The 20,520-nt window shown below is 39.1% G+C and carries 22 protein-coding genes; 19 read left to right on the top strand and 3 right to left on the bottom strand.

Annotation, left to right across the window (positions count from 1 at the left end; genetic code table 11):
* The first annotated feature begins 44 nt into the window (after positions 1-44).
* Complete coding sequence (locus ATG70_RS09255) at positions 45-407, top strand: GNAT family N-acetyltransferase (RefSeq protein WP_098444030.1); 363 nt, start codon at positions 45-47, stop codon at positions 405-407.
* A 30-nt stretch (positions 408-437) separates the two neighbouring features.
* On the opposite strand, the gene ATG70_RS09250 is transcribed toward ATG70_RS09255, so the two are convergent.
* On the bottom strand, positions 438-965 hold the full coding sequence (locus ATG70_RS09250) for a DUF309 domain-containing protein (RefSeq protein WP_098444029.1): 528 nt from the start codon (positions 963-965) through the stop codon (positions 438-440).
* A 162-nt stretch (positions 966-1,127) separates the two neighbouring features.
* On the opposite strand from ATG70_RS09250, the gene ATG70_RS09245 reads away from it, so the two are divergent.
* The 15 genes from ATG70_RS09245 to ATG70_RS09175 all read left to right on the top strand — a co-directional run bounded on the left by ATG70_RS09245 (position 1,128) and on the right by ATG70_RS09175 (position 14,996).
* Positions 1,128-1,874, top strand: a complete 747-nt coding sequence (locus ATG70_RS09245) for a segregation/condensation protein A (protein ID WP_098445770.1) — start codon at positions 1,128-1,130, stop codon at positions 1,872-1,874.
* Positions 1,871-2,449, top strand: a complete 579-nt coding sequence (gene scpB, locus ATG70_RS09240) for an SMC-Scp complex subunit ScpB (protein ID WP_098444028.1) — start codon at positions 1,871-1,873, stop codon at positions 2,447-2,449. Before ATG70_RS09245 ends, scpB begins: the two co-directional genes overlap by 4 nt.
* A 30-nt stretch (positions 2,450-2,479) precedes the next feature.
* Positions 2,480-2,854: a hypothetical protein gene (locus ATG70_RS09235; RefSeq protein ID WP_098444027.1), complete on the top strand. Its 375-nt coding sequence runs from the start codon at positions 2,480-2,482 to the stop codon at positions 2,852-2,854.
* Positions 2,855-2,978: 124 nt separating this feature from the next.
* Complete coding sequence (locus tag ATG70_RS09230; protein ID WP_098444026.1) at positions 2,979-4,073, top strand: type III polyketide synthase; 1,095 nt, start codon at positions 2,979-2,981, stop codon at positions 4,071-4,073.
* The gene (locus ATG70_RS09225) at positions 4,074-4,622 is read left to right on the top strand and encodes an isoprenylcysteine carboxyl methyltransferase family protein (protein ID WP_098444025.1); all 549 of its coding nucleotides are present in this window, start codon (positions 4,074-4,076) and stop codon (positions 4,620-4,622) included.
* A gap of 66 nt (positions 4,623-4,688) precedes the next feature.
* The gene (locus ATG70_RS09220) at positions 4,689-5,849 is read left to right on the top strand and encodes a D-alanyl-D-alanine carboxypeptidase family protein (RefSeq protein ID WP_373560758.1); all 1,161 of its coding nucleotides are present in this window, start codon (positions 4,689-4,691) and stop codon (positions 5,847-5,849) included.
* Positions 5,842-6,435 carry a nucleoside recognition domain-containing protein gene (locus ATG70_RS09215; RefSeq protein ID WP_098444023.1) on the top strand — a complete coding sequence of 198 codons (594 nt, stop codon included), beginning with the start codon at positions 5,842-5,844 and terminating at the stop codon, positions 6,433-6,435. Before ATG70_RS09220 ends, ATG70_RS09215 begins: the two co-directional genes overlap by 8 nt.
* 2 nt (positions 6,436-6,437) lie before the next feature.
* On the top strand, positions 6,438-6,950 hold the full coding sequence (locus ATG70_RS09210; protein ID WP_098445769.1) for a spore maturation protein: 513 nt from the start codon (positions 6,438-6,440) through the stop codon (positions 6,948-6,950).
* Positions 6,951-7,087: 137 nt separating this feature from the next.
* Positions 7,088-7,825, top strand: a complete 738-nt coding sequence (locus tag ATG70_RS09205) for a pseudouridine synthase (RefSeq protein WP_098444022.1) — start codon at positions 7,088-7,090, stop codon at positions 7,823-7,825.
* Positions 7,826-7,889: 64 nt separating this feature from the next.
* The gene (resA, locus tag ATG70_RS09200; protein ID WP_098444021.1) at positions 7,890-8,417 is read left to right on the top strand and encodes a thiol-disulfide oxidoreductase ResA; all 528 of its coding nucleotides are present in this window, start codon (positions 7,890-7,892) and stop codon (positions 8,415-8,417) included.
* Between the two features lie 12 nt (positions 8,418-8,429).
* Positions 8,430-10,055, top strand: a complete 1,626-nt coding sequence (gene resB, locus ATG70_RS09195; protein WP_098444020.1) for a cytochrome c biogenesis protein ResB — start codon at positions 8,430-8,432, stop codon at positions 10,053-10,055.
* 32 nt (positions 10,056-10,087) lie between these two features.
* On the top strand, positions 10,088-11,287 hold the full coding sequence (gene ccsB / locus ATG70_RS09190; RefSeq protein WP_098444019.1) for a c-type cytochrome biogenesis protein CcsB: 1,200 nt from the start codon (positions 10,088-10,090) through the stop codon (positions 11,285-11,287).
* Positions 11,288-11,494: 207 nt separating this feature from the next.
* Entirely contained in the window at positions 11,495-12,211 is a 717-nt protein-coding gene (locus ATG70_RS09185) for a response regulator (RefSeq protein ID WP_306472700.1), read from the top strand.
* A complete protein-coding gene (locus ATG70_RS09180; RefSeq protein ID WP_098444017.1) occupies positions 12,211-13,998 on the top strand; it encodes an ATP-binding protein in 1,788 nt (595 codons plus the stop codon). The genes ATG70_RS09185 and ATG70_RS09180 overlap by 1 nt, the downstream gene beginning before the upstream one ends.
* Before the next feature lie 188 nt (positions 13,999-14,186).
* Positions 14,187-14,996, top strand: a complete 810-nt coding sequence (locus ATG70_RS09175; protein WP_098444016.1) for a histidinol-phosphatase — start codon at positions 14,187-14,189, stop codon at positions 14,994-14,996.
* Between the two features lie 44 nt (positions 14,997-15,040).
* On the opposite strand, the gene serA is transcribed toward ATG70_RS09175, so the two are convergent.
* Together serA and ATG70_RS09165 are read right to left on the bottom strand one after the other, a co-directional pair.
* On the bottom strand, positions 15,041-16,621 hold the full coding sequence (gene serA / locus ATG70_RS09170) for a phosphoglycerate dehydrogenase (RefSeq protein WP_098444015.1): 1,581 nt from the start codon (positions 16,619-16,621) through the stop codon (positions 15,041-15,043).
* A 161-nt stretch (positions 16,622-16,782) separates the two neighbouring features.
* Complete coding sequence (locus ATG70_RS09165; protein ID WP_098444014.1) at positions 16,783-17,031, bottom strand: ferredoxin; 249 nt, start codon at positions 17,029-17,031, stop codon at positions 16,783-16,785.
* A 215-nt stretch (positions 17,032-17,246) separates the two neighbouring features.
* On the opposite strand from ATG70_RS09165, the gene ATG70_RS09160 reads away from it, so the two are divergent.
* Genes ATG70_RS09160 through ATG70_RS09150 form a run of 3 tightly spaced genes read left to right on the top strand, consistent with a single transcriptional unit; the run spans position 17,247 to position 20,393 of the window.
* Positions 17,247-18,296: a helix-turn-helix domain-containing protein gene (locus ATG70_RS09160; protein WP_179886232.1), complete on the top strand. Its 1,050-nt coding sequence runs from the start codon at positions 17,247-17,249 to the stop codon at positions 18,294-18,296.
* Positions 18,296-19,834, top strand: coding sequence for a RecQ family ATP-dependent DNA helicase (locus tag ATG70_RS09155; protein WP_098444012.1), 1,539 nt, complete (start codon positions 18,296-18,298; stop codon positions 19,832-19,834). The genes ATG70_RS09160 and ATG70_RS09155 overlap by 1 nt, the downstream gene beginning before the upstream one ends.
* Complete coding sequence (locus tag ATG70_RS09150) at positions 19,815-20,393, top strand: CPBP family intramembrane glutamic endopeptidase (protein WP_098444011.1); 579 nt, start codon at positions 19,815-19,817, stop codon at positions 20,391-20,393. Before ATG70_RS09155 ends, ATG70_RS09150 begins: the two co-directional genes overlap by 20 nt.
* Positions 20,394-20,520: the final 127 nt, after the last annotated feature.

Raw genomic sequence — 20,520 nt, 5'->3', positions numbered from 1 at the left:
GTTACAAAACGGAGAGCCAAGAATTACTTTAATGAGGGATAATCATGCTAATTCGTTATAAAAAAGCTCATGAGAAAATAGCCATGGGATTATTGAGTTTTATGCCAAATGAAAAAGATATTAAAAAACTGCAACAATCAATCAAAGACTATGAAGAAATGGATTCACTGCAGCTTTTTCTTTGGAAAGAAGAAGATATCATTGGATTGCTTGGAATTGAGTGGGTTAGCGAGAACGAAGTCGAATTAAAAGACATTAGCGTAAATCCTTCTCATCGTCATCAAGGGATTGGCAAACAAATGGTCGAAGCACTCCGTGAGATGCTCAGTGATGAAATATGTATTAAAGGAAATGAATATACAGGAACTTTTTTCGAACGGTGTCACCTAGAAGAGAATATGAAGTAAACGATTGATTATAAGCAGAAAAGGAACGGCTTAGCCGTTCCTTTTCTGCTGTTTTAATTGTTGTTGTTGCTTTCTTTCTTGGATAATATCTGATCGATCTCTTCTTGTGTGACGATCAATCAGTTCAATGTTAGCAAGATCACTTTTGCTGCCATAAATACAACCGAGTTCAAGACATCTATTTTGACACATGGTGATAAGAGCATTATTTGTAAGCGGAATTTCAAAGCTGTTATATGGCAAAGCTTCGTTGATTCGTTGAAGTTCGGAAGCGAGATTTTCAGAAAGCTCATCAACATTGATAGCTAAACTCTTAAGTTCTTCTCTTTCATTTAATACAATGCGCTTCGCATTCGTAATCATTCTTTTGGCACCAGTGAAGTTACCACGTCGATGATGGTAGAGTCCAACAGCAATTTGGATAAGGCCTACCCAATGAAGCTTACGACTTTCTCGAGGATCTTCCTTCCAATGTTCTTCAAGAATCTCATGACACTCAAAATAGTCACGAAGACCGTGGAAATGAGCCAGATATTCAATATAAGCTTCTGGATACATACTGATTCCTCCGTTTCTTTTGTAGTGTAGCACATGAGCGTGAGGCATCGAAAGTGCATCGCTTTATCAATCACATTTAAAGAGATCCGTCATCTGTTGTATAGTTGAAATATGATATAATCGGTATACTCGATGGACATGAATAAAGGAAGATGGAAAATGATGCAATATAATGTAAAAGTAGATGCATTTGAAGGTCCGCTGGATTTACTACTGCACCTTATAAATAAGTACGAAGTTGACATTTATGACATACCGGTCTCGCAAATTACGGATCAATATTTAACATTTGTACACACCATGCAAGAGTTAGAACTTGATATAGCGAGTGAATATCTTGTCATGGCAGCAACGTTACTTGCGATTAAAAGCAAAATGCTTCTTCCGCAAAAAGAAGAAGCAATATTGGAACAGGACCCGGACTTTGAGGATGACCCTCGTGATGAACTTGTTCAACGTCTTGTTGAATACAGAAGGTTTAAAGAAGCAGCAAATGATCTGAAGAAAAAAGAGTCTAGTCGAAGTTTGCTCTATGCACGACCACCTGCTGATATAAGTGAATACACCCAAGAAGACGATCAAACATCAATTGGGGATGTTACTTTATACGATATGCTTGCAGCATTTCAAAAGATGACGAGGCGAGTAAAGGATAAAAAACCAAAGCGGACCACAGTTCAGAGTGAAGAAATTCCAATTGAAGATCGGATGAATGATATCCGTCATCAGTTGCAAGGAGGCGCTAAGAGACGCTTTAGTGAGCTCTTTAGTGAAGCGGATCGCGGCCATATGATTGTAACGTTTCTCGCTGTTCTTGAACTAATGAAAACGAGAGATGTAGCATGTGAACAAGATCAAAACTTTGGTGAAATCATGATTTTTGAACGAGAAGGGAAGGCATCAGTGTGACGAATGAAGAAATAAAGAGCATCATTGAAAGTCTTCTATTTGTAGTAGGTGACGAAGGGATTACTGTCAAATCTCTTTGTGAAACTACTTCATTGGAAGAGGACACCCTTCTAGATGCACTAAAAGACCTGCAACAAGAATATGATGATAAAGATCGTGGTTTTAAGATTAGCTTCATCGGTGGGGGCTATCAGCTAACGACAAATGCTAAAAACGCGTCTTATATCGAGAAGCTGGTCGACACACCTGGTAATCATACGCTTTCGCAAGCTGCTCTTGAAACGCTTGCAATCATCGCTTATAAACAACCGATTACGAGGGTTGAAATTGAAGAGATTCGAGGCGTAAAAACGGATAAGCCTCTTCAAACTTTGATGAGTAAATTACTCATTAAAGAAGCAGGGCGAGCGGAAAAAGCCGGCAGAGCGATTCTTTATGGAACAACACGAGAGTTTCTTTTTCATTTTGGATTAAGCTCAATTAAAGATCTCCCGCCACTTCCAGATGGTAGCGAAGATAAGGAAGAGGAAGAAGCAGACCTGTTTTTTGAGAAGTTTCAGGAAATTCCAGAATAAACTTGCGTAATTGGTGAAGGAGGATAATCGATGAAAGTCGTTGATGTCACCTATGAACACCTAAAGAAAGAGCGTTCCAATTCTCCTGAGGATTCATTTGTTCGCTCTACCGTAACCTATGTTCAGGATGGAAATGAAAAAAGATTCCATGTCTTGTATCCTGCTATTTTTGGAGAAACGGCAAAGGCTAAAGGGATATGGGGTTATGATCTACCCTTACAGGAGGCTGTTGCTCTAAATTTCCTTTCGTTTTATCCAGGGAGAAAACGTCTCTATATCAATACTGAAGAAGAGTTTTTTCGCCTGCTGGATAAGTCGGATTTATCGCAACTTTACGCGAGTTTAGCTGAAATTAAGAAAAATAAGTCTACGACTTTTAATAATGAAAAGATGTCTCGAGATTGAGACATCTTTTTTCGTTTTGATAAGCAATGATACAAGAGAACTAATCCCGCTCCGCTAGAACTTCTTGTATAAAAAGCAGGAGGATTTCGGAAACTAGTTGAAAAGGTAAAAGGAGTAAAAGCCAATGATCCTATCAATCGGGAAATGTTTACCCCCTCATTGCCTCGAACAAACGGAAGCTGCCTCATTTGCAAAAAAACAGTTTGGTCAACATTTTAAAGACATTGAACGCCTGCTTCCTGTTTTTCAAAGTGCAGAAATTGATACAAGATATTTTGCGATGCCGCTAGAGTGGTACAGTAGCGGACCAACCTTCGAAGAAAAAAACGAAAAATACATTACGCTTGCTGTCGAATATGCAAAAAAAGCAGTAGAGGATTGTCTTCAGAATCCCGTTTATCTAAAAGAAGCTGTGAGTTGTGAAGATGTAGATGCGATCTTTTTTGTATCAACAACGGGAATTTCAACTCCAAGTATAGAGGCAAGACTTATGAATGTTCTTCCATTTTCCCTTCATACAAAACGTATTCCGATTTGGGGTCTTGGTTGTGCGGGAGGAGCTGCAGGCATAGCAAGAGCTAGTGATTACTGTCTTGCTCACCCGGAGCAGACTGTTCTTGTCATAAATGTAGAGTTGTGTAGCTTAACTTTTCAGCACGGGGATTATTCCAAAAGTAATCTTATAGGTACGGCATTGTTTGCAGACGGAACCTCTTCCGTTTTAATGATTGGAGAAAAGTCACCAATTAAGAAACGGTCCAACATGAGCAGTCTGCCAAAAGTAGTAGCGACACGCTCAACACTAATGAAGAATTCGGAAGACGTAATGGGCTGGGAAGTAAGCAATGAAGGCTTGCATGTTGTTTTTTCGAAATCGATTCCATCAATTGTTGCAAGTTGGCTTGAACCAAATGTTTTACAATTTCTTAGCTCAGAGAAGAAAACTACCGAAGAAATTAATTATTTTATTGCTCATCCTGGGGGGACAAAAGTGTTGACAGCTTACGAGGAAGCACTTGGGTTCAGTCGTGACATGACATCTGTTTCGCGAGATGTATTAAGAAATTATGGCAATATGAGTTCTGTAACGGTTGTATACGTATTGGATCAAATTCTACAAAACGGTTGTAAGGAAGAAGATATTGGACTTATGGCTGCACTTGGACCCGGGTTTTGTTCAGAGCTATTGTTATTAAAATGGGAAAAAGGAGGGGCATAAATGAGTCTTCTGTTTGCGGGGATTTTTAGTATTCTAGTTATTCAGCGTTTAGGTGAATTAATGCTTGCGAAGAGTAATGAGAGGTGGATGAAGGAGCGAGGAGCAAAAGAAATAGGCCAGAACCACTATAAGTATATCGTGATGCTGCATATCAGTTTTCTTCTTGCTGTCGGCATTGAAACCATATTACGTGGCTTTTCATTGTCGATCATTTGGACAATCATGTTAGGGATATTTGTTCTGGCACAATTTCTTCGTTTTTGGACAATCAAAAGCCTTGGACGGTTTTGGAACACGAAAATTATTGTTCTGCCAGATGCTAACGTTGTCAAAAAAGGACCCTACCGTTATATAAAACATCCAAATTATATGATTGTGGCCCTCGAAATCATTTCACTCCCACTTATTTTTTCCTCTTATATTACTGCGATTGTGTTTACACTTTTAAACGGGATTTTGTTATTGAAAGTCCGCATTCCAATTGAAGAAAAGGCGTTAAAAGATGTCACAGATTATCGAGTTGTATTTTCAAACGTAAACGAGGATTGATAGACATATCCCACGATTCATGCTCATAGACTTGTACAAATATAGAGCCTAAGGGACGTGGATGTCATGATGAACTCGTTGAAGACAAAAATTGGCGTCTTAATATTAATTGCAGCTCTGCTGTTTCTAATGATTCCAGGAGAGGCTTTTGCGAATGGGATTGGCGTTTCAGCAAGAAGCGCGATACTAATTGAACAAGAAACAGGAAGGGTCCTTTATGAAAAAGACGCGTATTCCCAACGAAGAATAGCTAGCATCACAAAAATTATGACTGCAGTTCTTGCGATTGAATCAGGCAAAATGAATGAGAAAGTAACAGTGAGCCATAATGCTGCTGGGACGGAAGGCTCCTCTTTATACTTAAAAGAAGGAGAAAAAATAACGCTTGAAAACTTAGTGTACGGTTTAATGTTGCGCTCGGGAAACGATGCCGCGGTCGCGATAGCTGAGGAGGTTGGTGGCAGTTTAGAAGGTTTTGTAACGTTAATGAATCAAAAGGCAGAAGAGATCGGGATGTCGAAGACGATATTTATGAATCCGCATGGTTTGGATGATCATGAAAACCATCTTTCAACAGCCTATGATATGGCCTTGCTAACTCAGTATGCCATGAATAACGAGACGTATGGAATTATTTCAGGAACAAAAGTACATAAGGCTCCCAACGAAATGGAAGAGTGGGATTATGTATGGCGTAATAAGAATAAGCTTTTAACAAGTTTATATTCGGATTCCACGGGTGGAAAAACTGGTTACACAAAACGAGCAAAAAGAACGCTCGTTTCAACTGCAGAGCGAGATGACATGACGCTTATTGCTGTAACGTTAGACGCTCCAGACGATTGGAATGATCACATTTCCATGTTTAATTGGGGATATGCGAACTATGAACTAACCCTTCTTGAGCCTAAAGGTAAGCTAAAGGACGTGAAGAAAGAACCATACAAGGATAACGTTACGTTAAGTAGAGATCTTTCTTATCCGTTAGCAGAAGATGAGAGGAATCAGGTTGAATCAACCATCCAACTCGTAGATCCACCGGATAAAAATAAATGGGATGAACTTGGATCGTCTGAGCCAGTCGGTATGTATTATGTGAAATTAAATGGTGAAACAATTATCAAAGCACCGATTATGTACGAGGGAGATAAGGAAGAAAACAAAGGATTCTGGGGTTTTCTAAAAGAGCTTTTTTCATTCGATACAGGTCGTGATCTCAATGGTTAATCTCATCTGGGCCGGCTTATTCCTGATTGGCATCCTTTATGCCCTTATTAATGGAACGATGGAAGAAGTTAATAAAGCCATTTTTACAGGAGCAGAAGAAGCCGTAGCGGTTTGTATTGGGTTGTTAAGTGTTCTTATTTTTTGGCTTGGTTTAATGAGAATTGCTCAGAAATCTGGTTTACTTGATCTATTAGGGAAAGGGTTTAAACCAATTGCTAGAAAACTATTTCCTGAGGTACCACCAGATCACCCAGCTATGGGCTATATTCTTTCCAATATGATGGCAAACATGTTTGGCCTCGGTAATGCGGCTACACCGATGGGGATAAAAGCTATGGAAGAACTTAAAAAGCTTAACGACATGAAAGACAACGCGACAAGATCAATGGTCACGTTGCTTGCTCTTAATACATCGAGCTTAACGCTAATCCCAACTACCGTGATCGCGATCCGGATGAAATATGGTTCTGTTTCGCCAACTGAAATAATAGGTACAACTATTGCAGCAACGGCATGCTCAACAATTGGAGCGATACTCATCGATCGTTATTTTTATAGGAGAAGTAAAGGGGGGGGTTCGACGTGAATATGTCGATTTGGATCATCCCTCTGATGATTGGGTTTATATTAGCGTATGGAACTTGGAAAAGAGTACCTACCTATGAAACGTTTGTAGAAGGTGGGAAAGAAGGACTTTCTATCGCTGTCTCGATCGTCCCTTATCTTGTTGGTATGATGGTTGCCATTTCAGTGTTTCGAGCTTCAGGAGCTATGGCTTTTCTAAGTAGTTTGTTAAAAGTTCCTTTAGAAGCAATTGGAGTGCCAACAGAAATAGTGCCGTTAGCGCTTGTACGTCCAATATCTGGGACAGGTGCGCTTGCGATGACAACGGATATTATTAGCACTTATGGGCCAGATTCGTTCATAGGAAGATTAGCTTCTACAATGCAGGGTAGTACCGATACAACCCTCTATGTCATTACGGTCTATTTTGGAGCGATCGGGATTAAGCGCATGGGGAATGCCCTAAAGGTAGGCTTACTAGCAGATCTTGTCGGAATTGCCGCAGCGATTTTGTTTGTTACTCTCGTCTTTGGGTAAAAGCCATCTCGCATGGCTTTTTTTAATGCTAACAGAAGGTTTGGAAAATTCTTGTTTGAGCATAATAAATGATAGAATGAATCTGTGCTTGAGGTTTGACTGTGACAAGAGTATGATGTTTTAGTGAGGTGAATTTAATGGAACGTTTGCAAAAAGTAATTGCTCAGGCTGGTGTAACTTCCAGACGAAAAGCAGAAACATTGATTGAAGAAGGTAGAGTGAAAGTAAACGGCAAAGTCGTTACTGAACTCGGGACAAAGGTATCTGAACGCTGTAAAATCGAAGTGAACGGGATTCAGGTAGAACGCGAAGAACCTGTTTATTTTTTGTTTTATAAACCAACAGGCGTCATATCAACAATAGATGATGATAAAGGAAGAAAAGCGGTTACCGATTATTTTCATGAAATCGAAGAACGTATTTTTCCTGTTGGAAGACTTGATTACGACACGTCAGGTGCTTTACTCCTAACAAATGATGGGGATTTTGCGAATAAGCTTATGCACCCAAGCTATCACGTAGACAAAGTGTATGTGGCAAAAGTGAAAGGCTTAATGAATAAAGAAACCATTCAAAAGCTTGAGAGAGGCGTACAGCTAGAAGATGGCAAAACCGCTAAAGCACGCGCAAGAATATTATCAGTCGATAAGCAAAAAGAAAAGTCGATTGTAGAATTAACAATTCATGAAGGAAAAAACCGTCAAGTCCGTCGTATGTTCGAAACTTTGGGTTATCCTGTCCAAAAGTTAAAAAGAGAACGTTACGGATTTTTGGAACTAACTGGAATGAATCCTGGAGATTATCGTGAACTAAAACCTTATGAAGTAAAACAGCTGCGAAACCAAGCTGTCACACAAAATTCAAAAAAACGATAAGGTTCCGTCTTAATGACACGTTATAGTGAGAGTAGTATTGCTTTGTTTGATTGGAGTTGGTTCGATGAAAAAGAAAAACCGGCTGATCGTGCGGACTGTTATATTGGCTATCGTCTTTATAGCAGTCGGCTATACGTTCTATACAAACTTTTTTGCAAATGAAAGCGGAATCGTACAGGCCGGAGATCAAGCACCTAACTTTATATTAACTGATTTAGAAGGAAATGAAGTTGAGCTTGAGGACTACAGAGGAAAAGGGGTCTTTCTGAATTTCTGGGCAACTTATTGTGAGCCTTGTAAAGATGAAATGCCTGCTATGGACAAGAAGTATAAAGAATACAAGGAAAAAGGTGTCGAAATATTAGCAGTGAATGTTTCAGAGCCTAAATTAACAGCAGAAAGCTTTGCTGATCGGTATAATCTTAGTTTTCCAGTATTGCTTGATAAAAGCAATGATGTAACAAATCACTATGGAGTGGGCCCAATTCCAGTTACCTTTTTAATTGATAAGGATGGAAAGGTTATTCAAAAAACGGAAGCTAGTCTTTCAGAGGAAGTTATTGATCGTTATATGAAGCGAATCCAACCGTAATGGGGTGTTCCAATGAGCAACAAAAACATCACCTGTGAATGCGGACATGTGAACCCTTATGGAACTGAGATATGCGAAGTATGTGGTAAACCGCTTAAAGGTGATTTAGATTCTAAGCAACTACTTAATATGAGATATGAAGGAAGTGCACGGAGGTCACAAACGTATAAAACAACGATTATTGATAAGATCTGGAATTTCTTTTCATCCGTTAAGGTAGGAATTTGGATCATTATTTTACTACTTGTCGCTTCCGCAATAGGCACAATTTTCCCTCAAGAAATGTACATACCGCCGCTGTCAGATCCGACAGTTTACTACAAAGAACAATATGGCGTACTTGGTCAACTCTATTATGACCTAGGTTTTCATAATTTATACGGTTCCTGGTGGTACATGCTCTTAATTGCAGCACTTGGACTATCTTTAATCGTTGCCAGTCTTGATCGCTTTGTTCCGTTATATCGCTCCCTAAAAAAACAGCGTGTTATTCGCCATGAGAGCTTTATGAAACGTCAGAAATACTTTGGTGTAACAGAAGTCAATGAAAATACGCCAGACTTGCAGGGCATTAAAGAAGCTTTAGAAAAGAAGAGGTATAAAGTAAAAGAAGAAGAAGGTCACCTATTCGCCGAGAAAAATCGTTTTTCAAGATGGGGACCATATGTGAATCATATTGGACTTATACTATTTCTGATCGGTGGCATGCTTCGCTTTTTTCCAGGAATGTATGTTGATGAAGTTCTCTGGTTAAGAGAAGGTGAAACAGAAAAAATAAAAGGTACCGAAGAAGCTTATTATTTACAAAGCGACGGATTTATATTAGAAACGTATGACAATAACGATGAAAAATTCAAAAATGCGATTGAAGAATCGGGACAAGCAGCGGTTGCGAAAAACTATCAAACTGACGCTGTTTTATATAAGCAAGTTGGTGAAAGAGTCGCGGGAACTGATCCTGAACTCGAGAAAGTGAAGGAGCATCCTATTCAAGTAAATAAACCGCTTAAGTTTGATGGTTATGCGATTTATCAAGTAGATTATAAGTTGAATGAACTACAAACGATGTCATTTACAATGGATAATAAAGACACTGATGAATCTGTTGGAGATCTTACAATTAATTTATATAATCCTGATAAATCATATGATCTTGATAATGGGTATCGCGTTGAAGTGATGGATTATTTTCCGGATTTCGAGTTTAATGATAAAGGGGAACCAACGACTAAATCGAAAGTTCCAAATAATCCTGCGTTTATCTTGAATATGGTTTCTCCTGAGCATCCAGATGGGGAAGTTGCTTTTGTTGCGATTAAGCAGAACTTAGAACCGCTTGGGGAAAATGACTACAAAATGTCATTTCAAAACGTAGATACAAAAAATGTGTCCGGCCTTGTTGTAAGAAAAGATAACACTTTATGGATTCTTGCTATCGGTGGTGCAATCTTTATGATTGGTGTCATTCAAGGAATGTACTGGAATCATCGTCGAATTTGGGTACGAAGAACAGATAAAGACATCTGGTTATCTTCTCATACAAATAAAAACTGGTATGGTTTAAAGCGTGAACTCGAAAGTATCTCGACTCAAACTGGACTTCAAATGCCGATAGACCAGGCAGAACAAAAGAAATAGATTGTTAGCACCACGAAGGGAGGCAAGATAAGATGGCTCAATTAAGCAGTAACTTGCTTTATGTCGCTTTCTTTATCTACTTTGCAGCGAGTATCGTTTTTGCTATTTCTCTATTCGGGAGGAAATGGCGAAAGTCAGATGAGGAATCTCATGCGAAAAAATGGGGAATGTGGGGATTTATTCTTTCAACGGTTGGTTTTCTTTTTCAACTGAGCTATTTTATTACAAGATGGATTGCAGCAGGGCATGCGCCTGTTAGTAACTTATTTGAATTTACAACGTTCTTCGGGATGGCGATGGTCTTCGCTTTCTTGATTATATATCTGATCTATCGAAGTAATGTTATCGGGGTTTTTGCAATGCCGGTAGCCATTATTGTTATCGCTTATGCAAGTGTGTTTCCATCCGACATTCAGCCGCTTATTCCAGCTCTACAAAGTAACTGGCTTAAAATTCATGTAACGACGGCTGCACTCGGCGAAGGGATATTAGCCATTAGTTTTGCTGCTGGTCTTGTTTATCTTGTTAAAACGGTAAATCAGAAGAAAGCAAGCAAGTCTACTTTTTGGCTTGAATTTGTGATGTATTCTTTAATAAGTACCATTGCCTTTGTTATCCTTTCCCTTGGATTCGAAGCTGCAGGCTATTCATCTACTTATCAATTTGTTGATCAGAATGAACAACAGGTTACAGTAGACTATACGTTACCAGCACTAGCTGGTCCAACTGATGGGCAATATGTAAGTGGGAATGAATTTGGCCCTCTTTTTGAAGCTCCTAGCTGGATGAAGGGAGAGAAAGCTGCTCATAAGCTAAATACGCTCATCTGGTCAATTGTAGGAGGCCTGGTCCTATATGGTCTAATCAGGTTGATTTTACGTAAGCGAATTGGTGCTGCAATTCAACCTGCCCTCAAAAATGTTAATGAAGAACTAGTAGATGAAATTCAATATCGAGCAGTTGCGATTGGATTTCCGGTTTTCACACTTGGAGCTCTAATCTTCGCGATGATCTGGGCACAGGCTGCCTGGACGAGGTTCTGGGGATGGGACCCTAAAGAGGTGTGGGCGCTTGTGACATTCCTCTTTTATGCGGCGTATCTCCATCTACGTCTCTCAAGAGGTTGGCAAGGTGAGAAATCAGCATGGTTAGCTGTAGTAGGTTTTGTCATCATCATGCTAAACCTCGTTGTTGTAAACCTTGTTATTTCTGGGCTTCATTCTTATGCATAGCAAAGAAAACCTTCACGAATAGTGAAGGTTTTCTTATAAGGTGGGGCAGTTTGTTTATTTGTTCAAAAGGTAGAACATGCTAAAAGGAAGACTTATTACGAATACATAGTTTTTATGATATATCGAAAATGGACTTCCCGTTACTGGTCGGTAAAGCTAAATACATGATAGAATAGAACACATGAGCTCATGTGGGAGGTAATCTTCTTGGAAAAAGACGCACGAATTTTAGTTGTAGATGATGAAGAGCGTATTCGAAAGTTGCTACGTATGTATCTAGAGAGAGAAAACTATGATATTGAAGAAGCGGAAAATGGAGAACAAGCACTTGAAATGGCCATCGAAGATGATTTTGATCTCATTTTGCTTGATCTGATGCTTCCGGGAATGGATGGAATAGAAGTTTGTCAGCAAATGCGTGAGCAAAAAGCGACGCCTGTTATTATGTTGACGGCAAAAGGCGAAGAAGCCAATCGCGTTCAAGGATTTGAAGTTGGAGCAGATGACTATATTACTAAGCCATTTAGTCCGAGGGAAGTCGTTCTCCGCGTGAAGGCATTGCTTAGAAGGTCGTCAACGACAAAATTTCTACAAACAGAAACAACCACAAAAAATGTAATCGTGTTTCCGCACTTAACCATTGATCATGATGCACATCGTGTCCTAGCAGAGGAACAAATTATTAATTTAACACCTAAAGAGTATGAGCTTTTGTATTATCTTGCAAAAGCGCCTGACAAAGTATTCTCTCGTGAAGAACTGTTGAAAGATGTATGGAATTACGAATTTTTTGGTGATCTTCGTACTGTTGATACTCATGTGAAACGACTTAGAGAAAAGTTGAATAAAGTTTCTCCAAAAGCTGCTGCAATGATTTCAACAGTTTGGGGTGTAGGGTATAAGTTTGAGGCTGTTAAAGAGTAATGATTTGGAGAAGTGTTGTAGGTAAGCTTTGGCTTACTATTATCCTGTTAGTTGCATTTGTACTATCGATCTTAACCATTTTATTACTTCAATTTTTTGAGGATTTTCATGTGGAAAAAGAAGCCGAACAGATGGAGCGACTAGCAAATAAAGTGGCTTCTGTTATCGAGCGATATGATGATCGAGATCAAGCGCTTGAAACTGCCTGGGAAATCACAGACTTTTACCCGACAGGGGTGATGATCATTGATAAAGAAGAAAGCGGAGAATTATGGTATTCACCAAATTCACACGGTTTACCGCAATTACCATTGGAAGTTTTTAAAGATGATCCAATTCTTAATGGCGTTTTTACTGAGAGAGAGACGGTTGTAAAACAAGGTGATTTTGAAACAAATCTTAATCCAGAGTCACATAATGAGCTACTAATCGTGGGAGTACCTATGGAAGTTGATGGCGAAAATGATAGCGCGGTATTTCTATATCAATCGCTTGATGTTATTGCGAAGACAACCAGTCAAGCCCGTAATTTAATCTACATAGCTGCTGGAATTGCCATTGTTTTAACAACCATTTTTGCATTTTTCTTATCAACTCGCATCACTGCCCCTTTATTGAAGATGAGAGAAGCTGCTACCCAGGTAGCGAAAGGAAAATTTGATACAAAAGTACCAATGGTTACTCATGATGAAATCGGAGAACTCTCTGTCGCTTTTAATCGGATGGGCCGACAATTAAATAACTATGTTACCGCTTTAAATCAGGAAAAGGAACAGCTTTCCAGTATTTTGAGCAGCATGGCTGATGGCGTCATAACGTTTGATAAAACTGGGGCGATATTAAGTACGAACCCCCCTGCTGAGCGATTTCTAAAAGCGTGGTACTACGAACAGGGGATGGAAGAAGATCCCGAAAAAGAAGTGCCAGAAGATATTAACGAATTGTTCAGTTTGGTTGTTATGCTTGAAAGGGAACAGCTAACTGAAGTGGAGTTGCAAGGAAGAAGTTGGGTCGTTGTCATGACTCCACTATATAATCAGTCTACTATTCGTGGTGCAGTTGCAGTATTCCGAGATATGACAGAAGAACGTCGGCTTGATAAATTAAGAAAAGATTTTATTGCGAATGTGTCACATGAGCTACGAACACCAATTGCAATGTTGCAAGGGTATAGTGAGGCGATTGTGGATGACATTGCGAGCAGTGATGAAGAAAAGAAGGAAGTAGCTCAAATTATTTATGACGAGTCTCTAAGAATGGGCAGGCTCGTGAACGAACTGCTTGATCTTGCAAGAATGGAAGCTGGTCACAATGAATTACACTACAGCAGTATTCATCTGCAAGACTTTGGTCAGAGGATTTTAAGGAAGTTTTCTGGTCTTGCCCGAGATCGAGAAGTGAACTTAAAATTCCATGTATCAAATCAAGATCGAATGTTGATGATTGACCCGGATAGAATCGAACAAGTATTAACCAATTTATTGGATAATGCAGTTAGACATACCCCAGGTGGAGGTGAAGTGAGCTTACTGATCACCTCACTTGAAAAAGGTGTGCAATTTGATGTGACAGACACAGGATCAGGGATTCCAGAGGATGATCTTCCGTTTGTATTTGAACGCTTCTATAAAGCAGATAAAGCCCGTACAAGAGGAAGATCAGGTACAGGTCTTGGTCTTGCGATTGCTCGCAACATTGTAGAATCGCACCTAGGCCACATTTCCGTCCATAGCAAAAGTGGAGAAGGCACGACATTCTCCTTCTTTATACCAGAGAAGGTTGAGTGACAGGCACCACTCACATATTGTCGAATTGATGTAAATGAAAGAAGCCTCCGTTTTTATCGGAGGCTTCTTTCAGTGAAGGAAAGAATGATTGATAGAAAAGAAAGCGATAGAGGTATCCTTTCGTCCCGTTAATACGTTACAATAATGATGGGAAGTGTCAAACTAGTTCGATAAAAGGAGCTGTAGCTGTGTACACGGATTATCACAATCACCTTGAAAAAGGAACGTTAACTTTTGATTATTTATCTCAGTTCGTTGAAGAAGCGAAGCGAAAAAATGTGAGTCATTTTGGTATCTCTGAGCATGCTTATCATTTTTATGAAACCGAGAACATATTAAGTAATCCATGGGTCAATGAACGCAGGTGGTATAACATGGAGGACTATGTTCATCTCTTCCAACAAGCAGAAGAGAAGGGGATGGACGTTAAGATGTCAATTGAGATGGACTACACCCCTGGAAAACATCAAGAGATGAAAGAATTTATTTCTGGTTATCAGTTTGATTACGTAATCGGATCGATTCATTGGGTAGAGGATTTTGGAATTGATTTAGCGGAATATCGTCATCTCTGGGACGAAAGAGATATTAACACCGTCTACCGTAAATACTTTGATCAAGTCGTTACGCTAGCAGAATCCAATTTATTTGATATTGTCGGCCATCTCGATCTAGTAAAAATCTTTAAATATAAACCTGAAAGTCGTGACTTTCTACTTGAACAATATGATCGGGCCACGAACGCTTTATCTCAATCAAAAACATGTGTTGAAATAAGTACAGCAGGTTTAAGAAAGCCGGTAGGAGAGCTCTATCCTGATCCAGAGCTTCTAAAAATGTGCTATGAAAAGGATATCCCTATCGTTCTTTCTTCTGATGCTCACGTACCTACAGACGTAGGTGCAGATTATGATCAAGCCGTAGCTCTTGCCAAATCCGTCGGTTATTCAAAACTGATGACATTTGAAAAGGGAGAGCGTAAACCAATTAACTTATAAAAAAAGGAACGAGAGCAAAATGCTCTTGTTCCTTTTTTTGATGTTTATACACCACCAATTTGCTCAACTTTCACGATATCCTGAACATCTTCTAGTGTTTCTTCTATATTTTTAGGCAATGGCGCATCAAATGATAACATCATAATCGCTTCGCCCCCAGCCGTTTTTCTACCAACTTGCATGGTGGCAATGTTAATGCGGTGTTCACCAAGTACTTTTCCTACATTACCAATAACGCCTGGACGATCGTTATGTTGTATATAGAGAAGATGGCCCTGAGGGTGGAAGTCGATATCGAACCCGTTTAATTGTGTAATTCGATCGCCATATTCTTTAATGTAAGTACCTTGAAGGGAGAAGGCTTCTTTGTCTCCTTTTACCGAAACTGAAATAAGATTGGAGTATCCATGTGTTTCAGAACTATGCTTTTCCCCATAAGTAATGCCTCTTTCTCTCGCAATCGAAGGTGCATTTACTTCATTTACAGTGGTATCTAGTCTTGATTTTAGGAAAGAGGCCATCAAGTTTCTTGTTAAGATAGCGGTGTCCAATTCAGTCAACTTACCTGCATACGTTACGTCAACTAAATTCGCAGCTGATTTCATACATTGGGAAAGAATGCTACCCATTTTACGTGTAAGTTCATAATAAGGTTTAATCTTTTCATATTCTTCCTTTGAAAAACCAGGTAAGTTGATTGCGTTTCGAATTGGTTTTTCTTTTAGAAAATGAAGGACTTCTTCTGCTACTTGAGCAGCGACGTTAAGCTGCGCTTCTTTCGTAGACGCTCCAAGGTGTGGAGTGGCAATCACTTGATCATAACGAAGGAGGGGATGATCCTCCTCTGGAGGCTCTGCTACAAAAACGTCAAGTGCTACGCCGCCAATATGTCCTGAATCAAGGTATGGGATAAGTGCGTCCTCATCAATAATGCCACCACGAGCACAGTTTATTAAGAAAACGCCTTTTTTTGTTTTCGCGAGCGTTTCTTCGTTTAAAAGACCGCGTGTTTTTTCAGTTAGCGGTGTGTGAACGGTAATAATATCTGCAGTTGCTAGCAAGTGATTAAATTCAACAGACTGAACATCTAATTTTTCAGCTCGATCGTTCGTTAAGAAAGGATCGTAAACGACCACATCCATCCCAAAGGCTCTAGCTCTTCTGGAAAGTTCAGTACCAATACGTCCCATACCAACAATCCCTAGTGTTTTTCCATTAAGTTCGGTTCCGACATATTGTTTTCTCATCCATTTGCCACTTTTTAAGGAGGATGTTCCCTGAGGAATGTTCCGGGCTAGAGAAGCCATCATTGCAAAAGTATGTTCTGTCGTGGAAATCGTATTGCCATCTGGAGCGTTGACGACTATAACGCCTCGCTTTGTCGCAGCATCAATATCAATGTTATCTACTCCCACACCGGCTCTTGCAACAATACGTAATGCAGGCATTTGATCAAGCACTTCTGCGGTTACTTTTGTAGCGCTTCTTACAAGCAAAGCTTCATACTGATCGAGACGATCACTGAAATCATTCAAAGATCCAATGTCACATGTGAGCGTGCTTTCATTTAACAGTGGCTGTAAACCATCTTCCTTAATACCATCAGTTACTAGAACGTAAGCCAACTTCTCCACTCCCTTTGTCTATCTCTTCTCATTTTTTAGAAAACTCAATACCTTACTTTTTACCATGAAAGCACTAAAGTGTCAATTTCAACAATAATATTTCTTTTAAAAAAATAATAAAAAAATCCCTGATTTAAAAAACCAGGGATTTCTAATGGGAACTATTCAAATTTTGTTGCGTCGCCATCAAATGACTCATCAGCAATTTTGATGGAATCAGTAGGACAACCTTCAAACGCATCCATCATATCTTCATGAAGCACTTCTGGGATCTCAACGATACCTTCGTTGTCATCAAGTGTTACAAAAGCGATACCTTCATCGTCATAATCATAAATATCGGGTGCGGCTGCGCCACAAGCTCCGCAGGCAATACATGTGTCTTTATCTACAATAGTATACTTAGCCATGATTTAACCTCCTATTCAATACTTCTATATGCCTTTCATCGTCCTTTTATTCGTAAATGAAAGTTTTTAATAATCTTATTGTAAAGGTGATGCCTTGACTTTTCAATAGTTTAATCCTTTTATTAGCATCTAAATGAATGTTACCCGGTTTTAAAATAAGTAAACAGATGAAAAAATTTGATACAATAATGGAGAATGAAATAGGTGGTGGATTCATGGAATATTTCGATGGTGTGCTATTATATATTTTTGACCGGTTTAAGGGAGAACGTTCACTATCTGCCGTATACCATCTTCTAACTGGAAAGAAATCTTCTCAAACGATACAAGATGGGAAGCTTTTTAAAGTAGGGAGTTTCTTTGGGATTTTAAAGAAGTTAAAACGGTCAAAACTTGAACAGCACGTTTTCGCATTACTTGAAACGCAGTTGATTCAACCGAATCAACACGAAGGATATCAAATCACTTCAGGCGGAAAAGAGGCTTTAAGTGCCTTTTTAGTCACGAAACCGATACCGGATTATTTAGCAGGTTGGCAGTATCATCAAGTAAGTGAATTATTTTGGCAGCGGCTTAGTTTATTCATGCAAAGCCTTTCTTATTCAATCCATGGCAACATGAATTTTTACCCAATTAGTAAAGATGAAGCAATACAAAATTGGGTGAAAAAGCATTTTCCAGTCAAGAAAGAAAAGAGAGTACTTCTCGCAAAAGAACTATTTCAGGAAATTCGATCGCATCTTCAAAAACTACCAGATCCACATGCTTCTTTTTTTATTATGAGGCTAAGCGGTGAAGGGAGAACAGGATTGACCGTTCATCAACTAGCGGATGTGCATAAGATAAGTTATGAAGAAGCAATGTTCCGTTTTCAAGGTGTCATTCATGGTTTACTCTTCCAGGTTCAGCATAATTCAGCGCAATACCCGATTCTTGCTTCAATGATAGAGGGAACAAGCGGGCAGTTGCCATTAACTTTATCAACAAAGCAAACTTATAAACTTCTTGAAGACGGAATGACGATTGAAGAAATTGCCCATACTCGAAGGCTCAAGCGAAGTACAATTGAGGATCATTTAGTCGAGATTGCGATAAATATTCCGGAATTCTCAATAAGTCCATTTGTAGATCCAAAGGCACAATTAGAAATCAGGTTAGCTAGTAAGGAAATTGACAGTCAGCGATTAAAATTAATTAAGGACTATATGAACGATCAATATTCCTATTTTGAAATTCGATTAACTCTTTGCAAAGAAGGGATTTAATGTCGTTATCAGACTTATTATATCAGCACTTTGGCTACCGCGAATTTCGCTATGGTCAGGAAGAAATTATTAAGGATGTACTCAATAATAGAGACGTTTTCGCCATGCTCCCTACTGGAGCTGGGAAATCCCTATGCTATCAACTTCCATTATATGCGGGGATTTCTCCAATTCTTATCGTATCGCCACTAGTTTCGTTAATGGAGGATCAAGTTCAGCAATTAAAAGCACAAGGTGAAAAAAGAGTCATTGCGTTAAACGGATTTCTGGATTTTGAAAAGCGAAAAGGTATTTTAAAGGATTTATCAACTTTTTCCTTTATCTATGTCTCCCCAGAAATTCTACAAAATAAATATGTATATCAAGCCTTAAAAAAATTAGATATTGGATTAATGGTTATAGATGAAGCTCACTGCATTTCTCAATGGGGCCATGATTTTAGAACCGACTATCTGAAGCTCGGAGCTATTCGTGAAGCGTTTGGTCGTCCACCACTCCTTGCTCTTACCGCAACAGCTACGGAAGATGTTCGTCTTGATATTCTACGCCAATTAAATATGAGCGACCCCGCCATCCATGTACATAGCGTGGATCGACCTAATATAGCGATTAAACTAGATAAATTTCCCTCTCTTGAAACCAAGATCGAGGCGGTTAAGGAATACGCACTTGAACTGAAAGGTCCAGGTATAATTTATTTCTCAAGTCGAAGTTGGGCGGATAAACTAGCGAAAGCATTGAGTCGTGAAGGTAGAGATTGTGCATCGTATCATGCGGGAATGGAACAGGAGGACCGTCTCTTAATTCAACAACAGTTTCTAAATGATGAGCTATCGATTATATGTTCAACGAATGCTTTTGGGATGGGGATTAACAAAAGTAATATTCGATTTGTGATTCATTTTCACCCACCATCGACAATTGAAAGCTATTTGCAAGAAATAGGGAGAGCAGGAAGGGATCAATTACCATCCATCGCGATTCACTTACACACAGAAGAAGATGAGTTCTTACCACTTTCCTTTATTGATTCGGAGCTTCCAAAAGAACATGAAGTGAAAGAAGTCTTACTCGACTTTTTTGGGAGAGAAGGAACAGCCTACTCTAGTTACCAGCTCGAACGTGAAGGAGATCGATTTGGCTACACTGAGACAGCATGGCGCTATTTGCTTCATCAGTTAGAAGGATTAGGAGTAATCAAAGAAAGAGTGATCCAATCTTTTGATTTCGATATTAATTTAGCAAGAATTCTTACAGCAATAGAACGACACAGAAAAGCAAAGCTTATAAAATGGTTTCGATTTAAAAGCTGGCTAGAAGAAAAACAGTGTAGAAGAAAAGGTTTATTAGAAAGGTTTGGAGAACCTAATCATATCATTGAACCTTGCTGTGATTATTGTGGGCTAAACCTTCAAGAATATAAAGGTAGTAGAGATCAAATCAACGTTTCCAACCAACATGCATTTGATTGGGAAGCTGAATTGAAGCGGATGCTTACCGTAAGCAAGGAGGACCACGGTGAGAAATCGACAGGCTGAAGCAGTAAAACAGTTAACAGATCGAGAACTGTTATTGAATGTTTATTTAACTCAGATTATATTGGTTCTTCTAGCAAGTATAATGAGTTTATTTTTGTTTCAAGATTTGTGGTTTTTCGCAGATCTAATCCATTTTACTTGGACACAGATAACCGTTATAGGTGGGGGTACAGCATTCCTTGTGATTGGTATTGATCTCATTCTCATGAAGACACTACCTGAAGAGATGTTGGATGATGGAGGAATTAATGAGCGGATTTTTTCCCGTCTTTCAATTTCTCATATTTTCTTTTTGTGTGCTATCATTTCATTTAGTGAAGAGCTGTTGTTTAGAGGTGTTATCCAAACAAGTTTCGGATTAGTCCTTTCAAGTTTGTTATTTGCGATCATACATGTTCGGTATCTTTCTAAACCTGTCTTATTTAGTTCCGTCGTTGTGATTAGTTTCTTAATCGGTGTTTTGTATGAAGTGACTGATAACTTAATGACAACAATCACAGCTCATTTTTTAATCGATTTTGTTATGGCTTGTCTCATAAAGCAGAAAGCACGAATGTGATCACATCATGAAAGGTGAGTTTAATGAAAAGCGAAAGTCCACTGCCTTCTAGGAAGGAATACCATCGAAATAAAAGTACAAAAAAAAAGCAGTCGAGTCGAAAGAGAAATGAAGAAAAAGAAATGCC

The organism is Bacillus sp. es.036 (assembly GCF_002563635.1).
GTDB lineage: Bacteria > Bacillota > Bacilli > Bacillales > Guptibacillaceae > Guptibacillus.
This window is presented reverse-complemented; position numbering and strand designations above follow the sequence as displayed.